The following is a 19,615-nucleotide window of genomic DNA, read 5'->3' as shown; positions in this document are numbered from 1 at the left end:
GGATCATGGTAAGGGTTTTATCGTCAAATATACAGACAAAAATGTTTATGTTGATTTTGATGGGAAACAGCTAATATTTCCGTATCCGGAGGCATTTGATAAGGGGTACCTGTCTCATGAATATTCGAAATAACATACAGAGACGGTTCGTAAGAGCCGTCTCTGTTTTTTGAAATTCTAATGATTCTACTTGTCTGATGAAGAAGCTTCTTTAATCCCTTCTATAAAAGTCTTTTCGTCAAATTCGGTTATACACACGTCCAACACCTCCGATCTGTGAATACTTAGGAACTCAGTTAGAATTCCATCATTAATGCACGAAACTACAGCTGCATCAACAGCTTTTGATATATCATTGGTTTCCGAAAGAAAATTTCTTATTCTTTCGACAAGGATCATATATTCATCCAAAAGTTAATGTTTAATTCTGTATCCTTCATTAATTACTTTCTTAGCTTGAGTATAACACTATACCTAGCCGCTTTTAATGAATTTTTGATAAAGTGGGATTGTTTTTGAAATAATTGACTATTATTTCCTTTGACCTGAGAATCATATCATGGTCTGAGGGAAATGCATATGGTCTATATTCAGACTATATGAAAATATATCGGTCTGTGATATGATGCCAGCGTCTTATGAGACATCTAACGTTTTAATCTTAGAAATTCTTTTCAGAATGATCATTCCCGACAATGTATTTTCATAGACAAATCGCATAATTAAGTATATTATAATAGTAAGTGGGATATCCCACCACGGAGGTAAGAATCATGATGGCAGTAAAAGATTACACAGTTCATATTGATAGCAAGAAAAGAATAACGCTAAGAGGTGCTTTGTTTCAGTACTATAATGTTAAGGAATATGACAATGGTTGCATTATTTTAGAGCCTAGAGAACTTACAGTTCCAGATAGTATTTCCACACGTACGTTAGAGGATATGGATAAAGCAATCCGTAATTTTAAAATGGGAGAGGTATCTCCGGAAATTGATTTATCTGATTTTTAATGTACAAACGGAGTTACTAAATGTCATATAAAATACGAATGGGCATACAATAGGTGGCAGTATGATAGATATATATACAGAGAAAAAAGAATCAAAAGACTGGATTCTTCAAAATGATCTCTATTTTAATCTAAATACAAGTAATGAAGACCTTTCTGATGAAGACATTAAACTTATCAAACAAATTGATGGTGCCAAGATAACACCTGATAAGCATATAGAAACAAAGTATGGCATAGGAACAATTCGTAATTTGTCTTCCGGGTGCAAGACATTGCTTAATATTGTGAAACATCCTGAAAAAGTAGTATGTGTTGAAGAATGTGGTCCAAATGTTTTGCAAGTAATATTCACTATGGATGATATCAAGATATATATGTCGAGGCCTTCTCTCTTTGCTATACCTAATGATGTAAAAATCAGATTTAACGATACAGATGTTGTCACAGGTGGAACCGGATATCAAAGATGGTGGAGAAGAGAGTATGAAAGGAGAGAAGCACTTGATTTATAAGAAGATATTGTTTAAAGCGGATCCATTTTCATATGATCTGGAGTTTGATGACAGAATAACACTTGTAGGTGGAGATAGTGGAACAGGGAAAACGGTTCTCTATGAAATTCTGGAAGATTTAAGACTTACCGATGAATATAAAGCTATTAAACTTTTTAACTATAAATCAGATGATATTGTTACATCCATAAAGCAGTGCAGACATAATTTTATAGTGGTGGATAATGCTGATATTTTGCTTGATGATGATATCAAAAAATTTATCAACTTTGAATTTTCCAATCAGTATATGCTTTTTTCAAGAAATTGTGATGGATTAAATGTATCTGATAATAGTTTTAAAGTATTAAAACTTAACGATAACAGGATCACATTGGAAGAGGAGCTTTGATATATGAAATATCTGTGGACGGAAGATACCGGAGCGGGACTTCATTTCTGGGAATTAGTCAACAGACTTATTTTTGATGGAACCCTTAAAGTTGAAAGCAAATTTAGTAATCAAGGTATTTTGGATGCACTGGATGATTTAAATCTGAATGATGAAGATAAGTACTATATTGCATTTGATTATGTGGTTGACAATCAAGACATTCGCAATAAGTATAGACTGTTGAAATCTATTTCCGATGTATCTGATGGAAAGGTCATAATACTTGATATGATTTCCTTTGAGTACCTGATTCTGGCATTTGATAAACTGGTTCAATGGACCGGGTCAGGAAAAACAGATAAAATCAGAATGAGAGAGGATATACTAGCTGCTGTTGAGAATCATAGGATAAATCTGTCAAAAATAGAAAATGAAAAGACTCTACAGTATTTATCCGGATTCAAGAGATTTTCAACAGAACGTGTGATGAAATCTCTTACAGGTGAATTGACGGAAAACGAAAAGTGGTCTATAAAGGGAAAGCTAATGGGCGAATGTTGGTACAAAGACTGCTGTGTGTCTGATCGCCCTGATAAAAATAAGTGTGGTAATCCAGAAATCAGAGATGGAAATGAGAAGATGAAGGAACTGTTTCAATCGGAAACCATAAATAGAATCATCTCTACTATATGAAGCAGCATTATGCCGGATAGTAAAATGACAAGGATAGTACAGAATGATTCTTGCAGAAAAAACAAAAGCTCTATGGTGAATACAAGCTAAGTTTCCGGGTGGATGGCATTTTTTCAAATGCTATTTGCCCGCTTTTTTAATTCTCAAGAGAGCTTGCCACGATTGTCCCGTATTCCAGATGACATTTACAAACCTGTCCTTTAAATCGTGCAGGATGATATAATGGGTATAACGTACAAAGAAAATGAAACCCTTTATCATATATAGGAGGCTGGAAATGTCCAGAGGATCAAATCAAAAGTTCAAATTCACATATCTTATGGATTTTATGTTGACAGGCACCTGACTTTATAACATATTCATTTGCGAATAATAAAATCATGTTAAGTGTTAATTGATTTTAAATAACTAGAGGGCGGTTCCTTAACGAGAGCCGTCTTTTTGTCCCCCCTCCTCCAGGACCGTATGGTCTAAAATTAGACAATATGAAAAACTGTTGAGTTGTGATATGCTTCTAACGTCCATGAGACATCTAACGATTAATCCTAGAAATTCTTTTCAGAATGATCATTCCCGATTATACAAATTTTATTATCAGCTTTGCGCAGAACTGATATATAATCAAAGCGAGAGGTTCATATCTTTCTCGCTGTACTTTAGGAGCAGATATGGAACAATTTACAGGATTGGGGAAAGCCATAGTGGCTACAGACCCCGATAAGATCCGGCTGGATATGACGGTAAAAAATATCCTTGCATATAAACCATTGCTTGCGAGGATTTTCAAGGAAGTTGTATCTGAGTGCCGGGATATGAATTATGACGAGATTGAAGCCTGTATAGAAGGTGATGTTCTCGTCAGTAAGGTTTATATTGACAGCGGGCTCACCAATGCAGGTGAACGTATTGATGGTTTGAATACCGAAGCGTATTTGAACGAAGAAGGTCTGGACAGATACGATATACGCACGTATCTTAGATTGCCTGGCAAAGGTGGGTCAGAGTTTATAAAGCTCATCATAAATCTTGAAGCACAAAATGAAGATAAGCCAGGATATGATTTACCGCTAAGAGCCTTATTCTATTGCTGCCGTATGATTTCGGCACAGCAGGGAGTTGAGTTTACAACGGACAGTAATGACCCTGTAAAGTATGGGAATATAAAGAAGGTGTACTCCATCTGGCTTTGCACAAAAGCGGCGCAGATCAGAGCAAATTCAATTGAGGTTTATAGTATTGACAAAAGTTTTTTGTTTGGTAGTAATTCAGATGATCCGAGGTATGATATTCTCAATGCGATCATCATCTATATCAGTAAAAACCATGACCACGAGAATGCCGAGAATGAAATGATTCGGATGCTTACAGATCTGTTTGATAAACGGATCACTGGAGCAGAAAAGGTTATGAAACTAAAGTCAGTTTATGGTCTTAAAATGACAAGAGAAGTTGAAAGTGAGGTGAAAGGTTTGTGTACTTATGCAGATGCTATTGAGAATGAAGCAACAGCCAAAGAAAATGAACGTGGACTTAAGGCGTTGGTTAAGAGTCTAAAGGTATATGTTAAAGACTTTGATGAGTTATATATCGCAGTCACAAATAACGAAAACTATGAAAATGCTTCAAGAGAAACTGTAATGAAGTATTATAATGAGACTACTGTAAGCTCATAGTTTATTGCAGCCGATAATATTTTTTTTGAATCTCACATCGAGAACTGATCTCGGTGTGGGATTTTTTTTACACGATATTATGAACATAATAGACCACATCCCGTTTCCCTTGAATCATCCAGGTCCACCCGTGTCTGATAATTGTCATCTCAACAATATGTTACTGCTCACTACCCAGCCAAATTAAGTAAATAAGATGGATACAGAAGATGCATTGCTTTGTTTTTTGAATGGAAACGTTCACGGCGTTGTAGTGCATGAGCTTCCTGAAGAGTCATACTGTTCCTCCTGATAAGGGTTAAGCATTGATACGGTCGAGTTCTTTCTTAAGTGCATTGATCTGAAGTTTAAGCTGACGATTTTCGTCTTCCAATTCCTGAATACGTTTATCCTTATCTATTTCAGGAGAAGGGGATTTTGGTTGTGATTTTGCACCTTTATTTCTACCATCGGTAGGAATGATTTCGCCGGTATTTGGATCGAGTTTACCTATCAATGTTCGCTTGGCACGGGAACATTTCTTCTCCTTATCGTAGTAGGATTTGGAGTCATAAACATAAGTGATGCCTGTTCTTTTGTCGAACTGTTTAATGATAGCCATTTAAAATACCTCCTATATGGTTATGCGTTTATTATATCTCATAACCATATAAAGTGCAATAAAAAAATAGCGAAAACCCGCTATTTTACTGACTTTTTTGAAGATTATTGAATAGAAAATATGGTTACGAGATAGGCTATTTGGCTGGGCAGTGAACAGTAACGGCTATCCGCCCTCTTTTTTTAATGCACATTTTTTTGCTATGCCCATATGTTACTGTATGTATAACTTAAAAAGAATCAACACCAAAAATGATTTCTTTTTAAACACATTGCTGCATCCGTGACCAATACAATGGCGGATACATTTTATTTCTATAACAATATATATCTTTAATCAAATGATTATTGGGAGGATATAATGTTTAGGATTCTTATGAAGAAAACAATTATGGTTAAGAACATAGACGTGAGAATCAAGTATGCTGCCGGCTACGATGATTATGAGATTGCAGAAAGATGTGGCATGAATGTAGAAGCATTCCGTGAAAAAAGGAGAGAAGTACTTGACCAGGAGGAGTATCTTTACAAGCAGAGGTTTGATACAGATGCAAAAGATTTTATACGGGATGGAATCTTCTGTATAAAAGGTATGAATTGATCAAGAACTAAATGTCAATAGATCTTAAATGTGAGGTGAAGCATGGAACGAGTATTATTTGAATCTGAAATTTTTAACGAGAAAGCAAAGGGAATGTTTCCCTTCAGGATAAGAGTATCTGAATCTATAGCAAATGGAAATCATACGGTGCAAGTCATCCATGAAGAATATGAAAAGATTGGAGATAACCTAGTGGTTAAAAGCCAAAAGTTATTAAATGGTTCAGTATGGCATGATTAAAAATCCCAGGACAAGCTGTTAAAGGTTTTGAAAAAATCCATGAACTGATGTAGCGACAACTAAAGAAAACTATGTGTTTAGCCCTGCTCGTAAAAGAGCAGATCAGGGGGATTGGGGGCTTCCCCTCAACAAGCAAAGAGACATTCTGTACAGGATGTCTCTGCTTGCCAAGGTTGTACCGAATTCGGTACAATCGTGGTTATCCCGAAAACATAGTTATACCGAATGCAAACGACAAACCCCTACTTTAAAGGATTCTTTCGAAAAATTTCGGTATAACTTTTTTAAACGCTGTTTCAAATTTATGATCTGAGTCTCAAGTGCCAGAACTGTTTTCGGTATAATTTTTCGATTAATCTTTTATCAAGATATGGTGCTGAGATTTCAATATTTTGGATAAAGCCTACACTATGATGTGATCTGCAGGAATAAAAGTTATACCGAAATGTGAAATGAAAATTGGACAGAGAATCAAAATTTGTTTCTAACCAAGTAAAAAGTTATACCAAAAAGACCATGGGAATTCCTTATTAATACAGAGGATTTTATAAGTGTTCGGTATAACTCAAAATTCGGTATAACCACGAGAACCAACTCCAAATAGCCAACCTTATCTGATAATTATACTATTATTTTGTTGTACAAAAGTTAATATTTAGGTATCTAAAGATATGCATAACATTTTGATCATATAATGATATAATGAGACTGGTGGCTTATATTTTATATGGAAAGGTATTATTATGGCAGTCTCTTATAATGGCTTATGGAAAATGTTAATCGATAAGAAAATGTTCAAGAAGGATTTAGCAGAAGAACTTAATATTAGTTCTGCGACTATGGCGAAAATGGGAAAAGGAGAGAAGGTCTCACTGGAAGTATTGCAAAAGATATGTGTTTACATGAACTGTGATATTGGAGACATTATTAGCTTTGAAAAATCCATTGAGTCACCTTCGAAAGATAACTTCGATGAAAGATAAAAAACAGATTACCATTTTGCTATATATCTAAAATGATCAATGTGGTCTATAAAAAGGAATCAAATGAGCAAAAAAACGCCTGAACAAATTAGCTTTAATATGAAGCAAGTAAAAAATAAAGATTCACAAATTGAGCTATTGCTCAGAAAAGAACTTTGGTCAAGAGGAATACGTTATAGAAAGAACGTTAGAAAGATATTTGGGAATCCGGATATAACATTTATTGGGCTAAAAATAGCAGTATTCTGTGATAGCGAATTCTGGCATGGCTATGATTGGGAAAACAGAAAAAATGATTTTAAATCTAACAGGGAATTCTGGATACCTAAGATTGAAAGAAATATGGAGAGGGATAGGGAAGTTAATGAATATTTAGAAAATGACGGATGGTTAGTGCTAAGGTTTTGGGGTAAAGAGATAAAGAATAATACTCAAATATGCGCAGATAAAATAGAAGCGGCGATAAAGGAGAGAAAACATGTATAAATCAATAGATTTATTTGCAGGAATCGGAGGTATCCGTAAGGGATTTGATAATGCTTTCGGAGATGACATAAAAACAGTATTTGTAAGTGAATGGGATGAATTTGCTCAGAAGACTTATAAAGCGAACTACAAGGATGATTTTGAAATAGCCGGTGATATTACACAAATAGATGAAAAGGATATTCCCTCATTCGATATTTGTTTGGCGGGATTTCCATGCCAGGCATTTTCTATGGCTGGGAAACACATGGGCTTTGATGATGACTATAAAGGAAAATGTCGAGGAACACTATTTCAAGATGTTGTAAGAATATGTGAATATCATAAGCCAAAAATTATTTTTTGTGAGAATGTAAAGGGATTAACAATTCATGATAAAGGTAGAACCTTCAAAGTAATAAAGGGAGCATTTGAGCAAATTGGGTATAAGGTATATGACAAGATTCTCAACAGTAAAGATTTTGGAGTTCCTCAAAACAGAGAAAGAATCTATTTGGTATGCATAAGGAATGATTTACTTAAAGAAAAATGCCCTGAGGGATTTGTATTTCCTGTTGGCGAAGGAGAAAAAACTACCATAAGAGATATCATTGATCCGGCCCCAGTGCCATCTAAATATTATTTGAGTGATGTATATTTGGATACTCTTAGAAAACATAGAGCACGCCATGAAGCAGCTGGGCACGGTTTTGGATATGAAGTTAGAGATCTGGACGGAATAGCAGGAACAATTGTATGTGGTGGAATGGGACGTGAAAGAAATCTTATTGTTGATGAGCGTGAGCATTCTATGACACCGACTACTCACATTAAAGGAGAAATAAACAAAGAAGGAATTAGAAAGATGACACCAAGAGAGTGGGCAAGATTGCAGGGTTTTCCTGAAGATTTCAAGCTGGAATTGGCAGATACACATCTTTATAAACAGTTCGGAAACAGTGTCACTGTTAATGTTATTGAATCCATTGCAAAAGAAGTATTAAAAGTCTTGGAGGGAAAATAATGAATAGAGGTGAATGGGGCGAGCCTTATGCTGCTTTAAGACTACTAGGATATAAGAAATTGTTTATTGCAAACGAAAACGGTGATCCAAATCCCAATGAATGGATGGATGTTTTGAAAATTGTTCGTCAAGAAACAAATGACCGTATTGTCACATATCACTGTAACGGAATAGACCAAAATATTGATATAGAAATTAATAATGTTCCTGTAGCTAGTATTCAAGCCGATAAATTCAAACATATAGCGGATTTATTGAAGAATGACATTATTAATTCAACCGGTAGATCGTTTAATGTATCTGATGAGGTTGTGGATTTTCTTCAAAAAGCAGAAATTCAACACATGAAAGCAAAAAGTGTTGAAAAAAGCGATATTTTTCTCGATACAAGAGATCCTCGTAGTTCAATAGTCAGAGAAAATATTGGATTTTCTATAAAGTGTGAATTCGGTGAGAATCCAACGCTTTTCAACACAGCAAAGGCATCAGCTGCTAAATTTAAAATTAGTGGAATGAATGATGTACTGATGAAAGAAATTAACTCGTTAGTTGACGGTAAAGGTCACGCTGCTGTGTCAGAACGGTGCAATTCAATCCGTGAGCATGGATGCAAATTAGAATATGTTGGATATGAACTTGCATCAAAAGCAAAATGCGAAGCATTTAAGGAAAATCTTGATTTGATTAACCCAAATCTTCCGATTGTGATTCAACGCATACTTTGGAATCATTTTATGGAACGACAGGCAGAAACAGATATCGTATCTGTGATGAATAAAATCATAAATGAAAATCCATGTAATATTACTCTTCCCGAGACTAAGTATCCTTATATGGTAAAAATGTTTTTATATTCGGCATATTGCGGAATGACTGCAAGTACAATCTGGGATGGAAAGAGTACCGTCAAAGGAGGATATATAACAATTAAAAAAACGGGAGAAGTTGTTGCAAACTATGCTCTTGAATCTGAGGCTTTTAAGAATTTTTTGTATACACATTGTTATTTGGATTTTCCTTCGACAGACCAGGGTCATGGAGCATATGGAGAAGTGTATAAACAAAATGAAGAATATTATTTTAAATTGAATTTTCAGATTCGTATCAGGTAACTACAACATCATAAAACAGAAAGGAAAAGTGGTGTTTTCGATATTGATTACATCAAATTAGAATATTATGGATAATACAACAATTTTTGAATTAATAGAAAAAGCAAATTCGGATAATAAGAAAACCCTTTCCAAAGAAGATCAAAGAAAATATGTAGACACTCTTGCTCCTTGTTTGAAAGAAAATGGAATCACTGATGAAACGGTTTACTTCTATGTTAATGGAATCAAATTTGGTTCATCATTTTGTATTGTTTCTTGGAACAGACAGTTTGATGAAAAAATACAGGCAGAGAATTACGACAAGTTATTGAATAATAAAAATTTCAAAGAACAAGACAATGTAGCTAAGTTAAGAATAATATTATCCTTACTAATTCAAGAATTATGTAATCAAAAACAAAATGATGTTATTGTCGGAGAATTATTACATCGGTTGGTTGAATTATCATACAAAAAAGATGGAACAAGGATATCAAATTTAGGAGCTATATTTCGAACTTATTTCGTAAATAATATGCGGTATGGAGTAATTTTGCCGGATATTGATAAATACAGCTTTTCAAAAGAATATACGAAAGAATTAATACTATTTCTGGAAGAAGCCATAAATGGAGTAGTACCCAAGGGTGATAATGAAATCACAAACAGAAACAATGTACGTAATTGGATTAAAAAAGAAAAAATGAAGATCGACTATTTGGGATCGGAAACGGAATCAATAAACGAAATAAATTCAACAGTTAATAATCAAAATATTGAGAATCCAAAGGAAAAATCTTTCAAAAATAATATATCCCATTATGATGTAAAGAACGTTATATCAAAAAAACTGTTGGGCTTAATTGAGGAAATAGAAGATTTAGATTCTAATCTTAGAAAAGCGCAAGCGGAATCACATAATAAAGGAAAAGAAATTTCACGATTAAAAAATGATTTGAAAAAGTATGAAGATTTATATAAATCCAGCACAGATGAAAACACCAAAATCAGAAATGAATTAGAAGAAGTAAAAAAGAAAAATATAGAGCTTGAAATTAATAATAAAGAACTAGCTGATAGAGTTAACCGCCAAGTTAATGTGATCGATATATATGATCAAGATAAAGCTAATACTAAAGATGAGATTCAAAACCAGATTGCAACAGGATTAAAAAAAATATTTGAAGATTATAAATCTGCAGAAAATATGCAAATGACAATTGATTTGGGTGAAAACATGCGTGATTCCCTTGATGATATATTTAGAAAGTTGAAGAAAATGGGGATAGACATTGAGGGGAGATAATATATGGTCAATAATTATAGCTGGTATGGAATTGATTTCGGAACTACTAATAGTGCAGCTTCATCGATGACAGGAGATGTCAAGGAAAATGTCAGGCAGATAAACTATGGAGACGATGAAGGTCGTCCATTTCCTTCACTGGTTGCCATAAATAAAAAAACCGGAAAAGTGATTACAGGTAGAGAAGCAAAAACCAGAAGAAATGAATTAGAGGGTGAATATTCTTATTTTTCTTCTATTAAATCTATAATTGCAGATGACAAAACAATAGAAATTGCGGGAAAAAAATGGACTCCTATAGATATAGCATCAGAGATTTTCAAAGGATTAAAGGAAAAGATTGGAAATGAAAGACCTTGTAATGAAGCAATTATAGCTGTACCAATAGGATTTACTGCAGATAAAAAGAGGAATTTAAGAGAAGCTGCTCGAAGAGCAGGAATAGAAGTAAAAATGTTTGTTAGCGAGCCTACAGCTGCCTACTGTAGTAACTATGCAGCATTGAAAAGCTATCATCATGTAGCTGTATTTGACTGGGGTGGCGGAACTTTAGATGTTGCAATCCTTCGAATTGAAAATGGTAAAGTTTATGAATTAGCTACTGAAGGTATGCAAATAGCCGGTGATGATATTGATATGAAACTTGCAAGAAAAATGCATCTCGAATTTTGCAAAAAACAGGGTATATCAAAATCTTTTGATGATGTTGATGTGATATCAAAAGATTTGCTTCTAGGTAGGTGTGAAGATGCAAAAATCGAGCTTAGCGATGATGAAGACTATGCAAGAATTAATTTGAATAATTATGATGAACTCGGAACGGTTAGATCAGTTCTTGAATATGATCAATTCAAAGAATTAATTGAACCTGAAGTAAATGATGCGTTATTTTGTCTAAAGTCAGCAATAAATAAATCAGGCTTAAATAAAGCAAATATAGATTGCATCCTTTGTGTAGGTGGTTCAAGTAAACTACGTCCATTAAAAGAAAAACTAGTCGATGAATACGGTAAAGATATGCTGTATTATCCCCAAATGGTCATGTGGGACATAGCTAAAGGAGCATCTCTGATAAGTATGTCATCAGGAACATATGGTCTCAATCAAAATCTTGGTATTATGTTAAGCGACGGTGAGTTTTATACGCTACTAAATAAAGGCCAACTGTTACCATGTAAAGAAAAACAGATAAGTGTGGCACTTGTCACTGACGAAAAATTCGCTAAACTTGTATTCACGGATTCAAAAGATGAAAGATCTCGCTCGTTTATTCAATATGTCAAAGTCCCTGCAGGAGGTTTTTATGAGGAACAATTTATTATATCGTGTTTTATAGATCCTGATAATTTATTCCATCTGAAAGTGCAAAGTAGTAGATTTATGAGAAAAATACTTCATACTTGGACATACGATAAATTAAAAGTGTTTTATGATTTAGAAGGAAGAAATTCATGACAGATAGTAATATTTCTTTTGCCAGTAATGTAAATCTTATAACATCCGATCCAACCAGAATGAGAAATGGAGATAAGGACTTCTTTTCAAGAATCACTGATTTTTATGCTTTGAAGAAATTGTATGAAATGTGCGGAAATACAACTAATTCAAAAATGTATAGGTTTCCATATGATCAGAAAGTTATATTATGTGGGGATTTTGGATTCTCTGTTAGATCAGAAGATGAGAAAATTCTAAAAGAGAATGATCAAAAAGATGAATTGTATGGCTATAAAAAATATGATCCAGACATACTCTTTCCATTGATAGATGAATTATATCTTAATTATAGCGAATCGGTATGGGATAAAGATCATAATTGGTGGGAAAGAGGTAATGATCTTTTTGATTACTCAGGAAATGTTGGATTTAGCTTATGGAAACCTACAAAATATCAGGTTGGTAACGTACCTATCAGCGGTGGAGGAACATTATTTACATCTTATATAAGTAAAGAAGTTGAAAAAATTCAAGGTATCGAAGGCAAATATATCCCTATTGTAGACGCTGATTTATCGGAATTAGATGAAAAAGATCCTTATTATTATATATACCAAAAAACTGCAGGAGCAGCTGAAATAGATGATGTTACCATAAAGAATAGAGAAGCTGATTTATACCTCCAAAAATATTCTATTTACAATGCATTTGAAGAAACAAGTCAAAGTAAAATAATTGAAAGTGATATATCAGAAAATATTTTTGTTGATGCAGGTCCGGGTACAGGAAAGACATATACACTAATGAATAAATTGGTTTATATGGTGGATGAATTAGAAGTAGATCCTGAAACTATTGTTGTACTCTGCTTTACTAATGCTGCTGTAGCAGAAATAAAAAAAAGAAAGAATGATCTGTCGTATGAAGGCGCAAGTCGTGCGATAAGAAATGTTGATGTCAGAACATTTCATTCTTTTGCATGGTGGTTAATAAATGTATACAATAATGAAATGCAAGAAGAAAATAACTGGGCTCATATAGACATGAATAGCTTAAGTTATGATGGTAGCATAATTAGAGCTACAAAGATAATTAAAGATTATCCTGAAGTAGTTCTTGGGGGATGGAAACATTTTATTGTAGATGAAATTCAAGATCTAACTGACGTAAGGGCCAGAATGGTACTTGAACTAATTAATGGCTGTAATAAAGTTGGTTGTGGTGTAACTGTTTTAGGTGACTCATGTCAGGCTATATATGATTATAACCAACAGGAAGTTTTATATCCCATGACGTCTACCAAGTTCTACAAGGCTTTATTTAAAATGCTTTTCAAAAATGCATCCATGTATAAGCTGACATTTAATCATCGACAAACAGATTCATTGATATGGATTACTCAAGGTTTAAGAGAAGCTATACTCAGCGAAAAAATCCCTGAAATGAAAGCTGAAGTAAAAAAATTATATGATTCTATGGGACGATTCGAAGGAAGGAATATTTCAGATTCTTTAAGTGAAAAAACTTTGAACGAACTTGCTGGTGATGGAAATGTTTGTCTTCTTTGCAGAAACAACGGTCAAGTATTAAGACTATCAGCTCAATTACGAAAAAGAGGAATTTCACATACTGTAAATGCATATGAACATGTAAAATGTTTTGCCTCATGGGTTGGCTCTGTACTGTACAGATATGAAAAACAACAGATTTCACAAGAAGAGTTTATTGAAAGATATAATAGGAGGACAATTGATTCATATGCAAAAGCAGAAGAAGTATGGGATAAGATAGCTACTATTCTAAAAAAACCTGACAATGTATATCTCGGGATTGAAGAAATATTATCAGTTATAGTCACATCACAAGTTGATGATCCGATTTTTCATAATTATTCAGACTCTAAGATAATAGTTTCAAATATACATAGAGCTAAAGGGCGAGAATATAATGCGGTCATTATAGATCAAAACTTTATAAAAGGATTAATTGGTCCTAACAAAACAGACCCTGGTGAATTTAAAACATTATATGTGGCAGTAACAAGACCAAAGAACAGTCTGTATTCAGCGCATTTAATTAAAAGCGATATACGTATTTGGCAAATATACAAAACCGGAAGCAAAAGATGGGTAAAGTTTGAGAATCGTACTTTAAAGTATATGGAAGTGCGTAGCACAGATATAAATATAGAATCCTTTAATCGATTGGGAAATGATGTTCAAACATATATTACAGAAAAAATTGTTTCGGGAGATGAAATTATACTTAGAAGGAGTAAGGCCCATGAGATTCTAAGGTACGACATAGTACATATAAATGATGAGGGTGAACGTGTAATTGGAGAAATAAATACTATATTGATGGATGATATGGAAGCAATGTTGGAGACTGAAGATCATTTTCAGTGGCCGATTGAAATACATGAATTGTATGTTACAGATGTCTTTTCAAATATAGAATTTGAAAATGATATAATACGTGACATTTGGAGTTGGGTGGATTTTTGTGGAGTCGGTAGATTAGTATATGATGTCTATTAAAATGGAGGATTTATAATGGCGTTTTCTGATTATTATAATGCCAGAGATATTATTACAGATATTATTTCAAAAGATTTATTAGGGCCTGTCATGGATGATGAAATAATCATTAATGAAAGACCATTAGATTATTATATTTTAGGCAAATTATATCCTGCTGATACAGAGGCAGATTTAACTCTTGGAATGTCTTCTGATGATTGTGGAGATTTAGATGAAGAAAACAGTATTTCGCTGTGTAATGGTCGAAATCCATCATCTTTTGGAATATCAATTGCTGTTAAGCCTGGAGCGAGTTCATTTAAAATTTCCGGAAAAGCAGCCAGATACGTGAAAACTGAATTTAATTCCGTCCAAGAAAAACTTGGTTTACAAGATACAGACGATAATAGAAAAAAAACATACTGGAGAAGAGAACAACTACCTGAAGTTAATACAACTATAAATGTAAATGAAATTGTTGTCGGTAAAGCAAAGATTATATCTGTTTCTGATGGGCTGGAAATAAGAGTATTGGCTCATAGAATAATGAAAGATGGGGCTAAGATAATTACAGTTACAATGACTAACACATTCTCAAAATGTGATGATTATAAATTAGAATCTTCTTATTCTTTTTTTCAACCATCATTGGTGATATACGAAACAGAAAAAAACACCATCGGAGAACTGGTATACAGAGTTGATATGAGTACCGATGAAGAACTTGTAGAGTTAAACATGCTCTATCATAATGTCAAGAATTACGCATCCGGCCACGGATGTGCTGTTCAAGTAGAAGAAATCAATGGTCTAAAACATATTTGTTCAAGATTTCTTCCAACTCACGAAGTGAAACAAATGAAGCCATCTACCAAATTTAATAGTGAGATTCTCTCAATGAAATTTCTTTCGGAAGCAACTTCTAAAGAAATACAAGATGGGCTTAATCTTTTGGTAGATGAATATGATAATTGGATTAAAGAACAAAAAAAGACTATCCTTGATCTTCAAAAAGAATATAGACTGGCAGCTGAAAAGAATATTTCTAAATGTTTGAGAACAAGTGAAAGAATCAAAAAATCAATTCATTATTTAGACGATATAAAAGTTTACCAGGCCTTTACACTTGCAAATAAAGCAATGTTTCAACAAAGAAAGGACATGCTTATTCGTACAAACAAGTTCGAATCAGACGAAAAAATACGTTGGTATCCATTTCAGCTTGCTTTTTTTGTTCAGGAAATATGCTCTTTTGCCGATCCAAAAGGCGAAGAACGTAAAAATGTTGATTTACTATGGTTCCCTACAGGTGGAGGAAAAACAGAAGCTTATTTGGGAATTGCAGCATTTGTTATTTTTTTAAGACGTTTAACCAAAGGAGATAAAGGAAATGGAGTAACTGTACTTATGCGTTATACAATGAGGTTACTTACATTCCAACAGTTTGAAAGAGCATCTGCTTTGATTTGTGCTTGCGAGGTTTTAAGAAGAAATGAAAATATTCCCGGAGGTGAAATAGGTATTGGTTTGTGGGCAGGTCAAGCACTTACTCCAAATAAAATCGAAGATGCAGAAAAGATTCTGAACGGAGATGAACCCGGCGATATTGGATATGAAATTGGAAATCCGGTTCAGTTAAGTCGATGCCCGCATTGTGGAGCTCCTATAACGTCAAATAATTATTCTTGCGATAAATCAAAAAAAAGAATGATTATAAAATGTTCATCTAATAAGTGTGCATTCAAAGAAGGACTTCCTGTTTATTTGATTGATGAAGAAATATATCATTATACTCCGACATACATTGTTGCTACCGTAGATAAATTTGCCCAAATAGCATTAAAGGAAGAATGTGGTAGCTTGTTTGGGATAAATACTAAAAACACTCCTCCTGAACTGATAATACAAGATGAATTGCATTTGATTTCAGGACCGTTAGGTACAATTACAGGACTTTATGAAGCCGCAATAAGAAAATTATGTGAGAATGAGGGAATCAACGTAAAAATTATTGCATCAACTGCAACTATACGTAATGCAAAAGATCAGATACTTGGTTTATATGCTTCAGAATATACACAATTTCCACCTCAAGCTATTAATATCAATGATTCTTTTTTTGCTGTATTATCTGAAAAAGATGAGAAACCTGCAAGGGAATATTTAGGATGTATGGGAATAGGCACAAGCCCAACCACAATGATGATAAGAGTGATGGCAAGTCTTTTATTTGCTACAAGATATCTCAGTGAACAAGATAACTATACAGATGATATCATTGATGCTTACTGGACCATAACATCATATTTCAATACATTACGTGAATTAGGTGGAGCAATTATAAGAGTAATTGATGATATACAGGATAGATACATATATTTACAGAATACAAAATTTGTAAAAAAGTATCCAATGAAAGTATTAAATCAAAGATATACAAAATATAAAGAACTTACAAGTCGAGAAAAGAGTGAAGATATAGGAAAAGTTGTTCAAGAAGAACTACCAATTCCTTTTAAGAGAGACAAATCGACACATCCATATGAGTTTGTTTTATCTTCAAATATGATTTCTGTCGGAGTTGATGTAGGCCGACTAGGTTGTATGGTTGTAGTTGGGCAACCTAAGACTACATCAGAGTATATACAAGCAACCAGTCGAGTTGGACGAGAAAATCCCGGACTTGTGATAACAACATATAATCAAGCTAGGTCGAGAGATAGGTCTCATTATGAAACCTTCTATCAATATCATGCCTCTTTTTATAAATATGTTGAAGCCACAAGTATCACTCCTTTTTCCGACAGAGCTAGAGATAGGGCGTTACAAACACTATATGTAATATTATGCAGATATACTGTGCCTGAATTGTTTGGAAATAATGATGCTATTAATTATTCAAGAAACCTTCCAGGGGTTGAAAAAGTCCGTAAATATATATTTGACTATGTCGGAATAGTTGATCCTGATGAACTTGAAAATGTGAAGTATGAAATATCAGAAATTGAAGAAGAGTGGGAATGCAGAAGGTCCCATCAAGATAAATTCGTATATAGACCCGGAAAATACATCAAAAACAATGAAAGCTTATTTGATGCAGACTATGAAGAAGACAGCAGATTCAGAGTTTTAAATACGATGCGAAGTGTTGAAACAAATGTTTTGGTAACAACAAAGGAGTGATTATATGCCACCAAGAATACAACCCAGAGGAGGGTCAACTACTATAAAAAAGGTAGGTGAAATCAGGCGATCCCAAATTGTATCCACGTATGGTAGTGGAGCTATCGTCGATTTTCCTCGTCTTTCAGGCATTATGACAGGGTTAGATAAATGGAATATATCTGATGGTAGGCTTCCCTATGATGCAAGAATACAGGAGAATAATCTGCAAAAAATGCTTGGAAAGGATTTTTTTGTTCAAGTTTCTACTGATGAAAATGCAGACAAGCCTTTTTCTATTCCTGTATATAGATTTCCAAGGTACTATTATTGTCCCGAATGCCATGAACTTGATATTTATTCCAAAATCAGAAAAACAGATAATCGTAATACTACAGAATATAATAAATCATTATACTGTGGAAAATGTAAAACTCCTGATGGTAAGCCGGTAACACTTATACCATCTAGATTTATTGTAGCATGTCCGAATGGTCATATAGATGATTTTCCATATAGTTGGTGGGTTCACAGAGGAACAGATAAGTTATGCGATAAGCCTCAGTTATCTTTGAATTATATTGGTAACACAGGAGGTCTCGATGGTATTGTCATTAAATGCAATTGTGGGGCAAGTAAGTCTATGTCCGGTTGCATGGATAAAAACGCTTTGGGGTCATATAAATGCAAAGGTAATATGCCATGGTTAGGATTTGATGAAAATAATAAGCCTTGGTATAAGGATCCTGAAAATTGTAATGCAACAATGAGAACCATGCAAAGAAGCGCAAATAATGTATATTATCCGATCACTCAAAGTGCACTTACAATACCACCGATGAGCTCAAAAATTCAGGATAGAATCAAAAGAAATGACGAAGCATTCAAAACGATTTTTGATCTTAATAATCCCGAACTTGAAGAACAAGCATTATTATCGCATTTTAACAGAAATGAGGAGTATTATCGATGTGGTTATGAGAAGTTTAAAAAAGAAGTTTATTTAAAATATAAAGATGTTGATTCTAGGATTATAGATGAAGAAGCACTTCGTATAGATGAATACTCTGCATTTTGCGATATTGATTGGCAAGAAGAAGAGGACCATTTTAGAACAAGGAGTACTGAAGTACCTGAAGAACTAGAAAATTATATAGAAGAAATAAAAATTGTGAGTAGACTCAGAGAGGTTAAAGTTATAAGAGGCTTTAGAAGAATAGACCCTTCATATGAAAATGATCCACTAATAAGAAGTGAAAAAGGATTGTTCGATAGAGAATTCACACCATTATCCAGACAAGAATACAATTGGCTTCCTGCAATACAAATGTTTGGGGAAGGCATATTTATTCGATTTAAGGAAAGCACAGTAGCTAAATGGGAAAGTTACAACAAAGACAGATATTCTATTCTTGCAACACGTAATGAAGGCTATTGGACAGGAAGAAATATGTTTGACATAAACCATCCCAGATACATATTGCTTCATACAATTGCGCATTTGTTAATAAGACAGTTCACAGCACAATGCGGTTATGAATCTGCGTCTTTAAGAGAAAAAATATATTCCACATTTTGTAATTCCAAAGAAAAAATGTGTGGAATATTAATCTATACATCTGCCACAGATAGTGATGGAAGTTTAGGAGGTCTTGCAAGGGAGGGCGATGGATTTAGACTTGCTAATACTATTTACACAATGCTTGAAAATGCAACATGGTGCTCTAATGATCCTATATGTGTTGATTCCAAGGGGCAGGGCTATAAAGGATTAAATTTTGCAGCTTGTCATGCATGTGGATTGTTACCAGAAACAAGTTGTGAAGCTGCAAACTGTTTGTTAGATCGTGCATCAGTTGTAGGAACACCTGAGAACAGAGCCATTGGCTTTTTTTCAGGGTTGTTGTAGGAGGGC

18 protein-coding genes are annotated in these 19,615 nt (G+C 33.9%); 16 read left to right on the top strand and 2 right to left on the bottom strand.

All coding sequences use genetic code 11. From position 1 onward, the window contains the following. Positions 1-186: 186 nt before the first annotated feature. On the bottom strand, positions 187-399 hold the full coding sequence (locus tag T357_RS0103955; protein ID WP_031548938.1) for a hypothetical protein: 213 nt from the start codon (positions 397-399) through the stop codon (positions 187-189). Positions 400-773: 374 nt separating this feature from the next. Here T357_RS0103955 and T357_RS0103950 point away from each other — a divergent pair, with 374 nt between their 5' ends. The 5 genes from T357_RS0103950 to T357_RS0103930 all read left to right on the top strand — a co-directional run bounded on the left by T357_RS0103950 (position 774) and on the right by T357_RS0103930 (position 4,266). Next, positions 774-1,013: a hypothetical protein gene (locus T357_RS0103950; RefSeq protein WP_031548935.1), complete on the top strand. Its 240-nt coding sequence runs from the start codon at positions 774-776 to the stop codon at positions 1,011-1,013. A 61-nt stretch (positions 1,014-1,074) separates the two neighbouring features. Next, positions 1,075-1,527 carry a DUF4869 domain-containing protein gene (locus tag T357_RS0103945; protein ID WP_031548932.1) on the top strand — a complete coding sequence of 151 codons (453 nt, stop codon included), beginning with the start codon at positions 1,075-1,077 and terminating at the stop codon, positions 1,525-1,527. After that, entirely contained in the window at positions 1,499-1,918 is a 420-nt protein-coding gene (locus T357_RS0103940; protein ID WP_031548928.1) for a hypothetical protein, read from the top strand. The genes T357_RS0103945 and T357_RS0103940 overlap by 29 nt, the downstream gene beginning before the upstream one ends. A 3-nt stretch (positions 1,919-1,921) precedes the next feature. Further along, on the top strand, positions 1,922-2,593 hold the full coding sequence (locus T357_RS0103935; protein WP_031548924.1) for a hypothetical protein: 672 nt from the start codon (positions 1,922-1,924) through the stop codon (positions 2,591-2,593). A gap of 668 nt (positions 2,594-3,261) precedes the next feature. Continuing rightward, the gene (locus T357_RS0103930) at positions 3,262-4,266 is read left to right on the top strand and encodes a hypothetical protein (protein ID WP_049962250.1); all 1,005 of its coding nucleotides are present in this window, start codon (positions 3,262-3,264) and stop codon (positions 4,264-4,266) included. A 298-nt stretch (positions 4,267-4,564) separates the two neighbouring features. On the opposite strand, the gene T357_RS19940 is transcribed toward T357_RS0103930, so the two are convergent. Then, on the bottom strand, positions 4,565-4,867 hold the full coding sequence (locus T357_RS19940) for a hypothetical protein (RefSeq protein WP_031548918.1): 303 nt from the start codon (positions 4,865-4,867) through the stop codon (positions 4,565-4,567). Between the two features lie 360 nt (positions 4,868-5,227). On the opposite strand from T357_RS19940, the gene T357_RS0103915 reads away from it, so the two are divergent. The 11 genes from T357_RS0103915 (at position 5,228) to drmB (ending at position 19,609) form a co-directional block, all read left to right on the top strand. Beyond that, positions 5,228-5,467 carry a hypothetical protein gene (locus T357_RS0103915; RefSeq protein WP_031548916.1) on the top strand — a complete coding sequence of 80 codons (240 nt, stop codon included), beginning with the start codon at positions 5,228-5,230 and terminating at the stop codon, positions 5,465-5,467. Between the two features lie 42 nt (positions 5,468-5,509). Further along, on the top strand, positions 5,510-5,707 hold the full coding sequence (locus T357_RS0103910) for a hypothetical protein (RefSeq protein WP_031548913.1): 198 nt from the start codon (positions 5,510-5,512) through the stop codon (positions 5,705-5,707). A gap of 743 nt (positions 5,708-6,450) precedes the next feature. Then, entirely contained in the window at positions 6,451-6,690 is a 240-nt protein-coding gene (locus tag T357_RS0103905; protein ID WP_031548910.1) for a helix-turn-helix domain-containing protein, read from the top strand. Positions 6,691-6,753: 63 nt separating this feature from the next. Then, positions 6,754-7,176, top strand: coding sequence for a very short patch repair endonuclease (locus tag T357_RS0103900; protein WP_031548907.1), 423 nt, complete (start codon positions 6,754-6,756; stop codon positions 7,174-7,176). Then, the gene (locus T357_RS0103895; RefSeq protein ID WP_031548904.1) at positions 7,169-8,179 is read left to right on the top strand and encodes a DNA cytosine methyltransferase; all 1,011 of its coding nucleotides are present in this window, start codon (positions 7,169-7,171) and stop codon (positions 8,177-8,179) included. Before T357_RS0103900 ends, T357_RS0103895 begins: the two co-directional genes overlap by 8 nt. After that, the gene (locus T357_RS0103890) at positions 8,179-9,291 is read left to right on the top strand and encodes an HpaII family restriction endonuclease (RefSeq protein ID WP_031548902.1); all 1,113 of its coding nucleotides are present in this window, start codon (positions 8,179-8,181) and stop codon (positions 9,289-9,291) included. Before T357_RS0103895 ends, T357_RS0103890 begins: the two co-directional genes overlap by 1 nt. A 67-nt stretch (positions 9,292-9,358) precedes the next feature. Beyond that, positions 9,359-10,579, top strand: a complete 1,221-nt coding sequence (locus T357_RS0103885) for a hypothetical protein (RefSeq protein WP_031548899.1) — start codon at positions 9,359-9,361, stop codon at positions 10,577-10,579. A 3-nt stretch (positions 10,580-10,582) separates the two neighbouring features. Then, positions 10,583-12,034: an Hsp70 family protein gene (locus tag T357_RS0103880; protein ID WP_031548897.1), complete on the top strand. Its 1,452-nt coding sequence runs from the start codon at positions 10,583-10,585 to the stop codon at positions 12,032-12,034. Further along, positions 12,031-14,556 carry a UvrD-helicase domain-containing protein gene (locus tag T357_RS0103875; protein WP_031548894.1) on the top strand — a complete coding sequence of 842 codons (2,526 nt, stop codon included), beginning with the start codon at positions 12,031-12,033 and terminating at the stop codon, positions 14,554-14,556. The genes T357_RS0103880 and T357_RS0103875 overlap by 4 nt, the downstream gene beginning before the upstream one ends. Before the next feature lie 15 nt (positions 14,557-14,571). Next, positions 14,572-17,721 carry a helicase-related protein gene (locus T357_RS0103870; RefSeq protein WP_031548891.1) on the top strand — a complete coding sequence of 1,050 codons (3,150 nt, stop codon included), beginning with the start codon at positions 14,572-14,574 and terminating at the stop codon, positions 17,719-17,721. A gap of 4 nt (positions 17,722-17,725) precedes the next feature. Further along, the gene (gene drmB / locus T357_RS0103865; RefSeq protein ID WP_031548888.1) at positions 17,726-19,609 is read left to right on the top strand and encodes a DUF1998 domain-containing protein; all 1,884 of its coding nucleotides are present in this window, start codon (positions 17,726-17,728) and stop codon (positions 19,607-19,609) included. Positions 19,610-19,615 lie beyond the last annotated feature (6 nt).

The organism is Oribacterium sp. FC2011 (genome assembly GCF_000701645.1).
In the GTDB taxonomy this organism is placed as follows: Bacteria; Bacillota; Clostridia; order Lachnospirales; family Lachnospiraceae; genus Oribacterium.
Note: the sequence above shows the minus strand (reverse complement) of the source record. Positions and strands in the feature narration are given on the sequence as shown.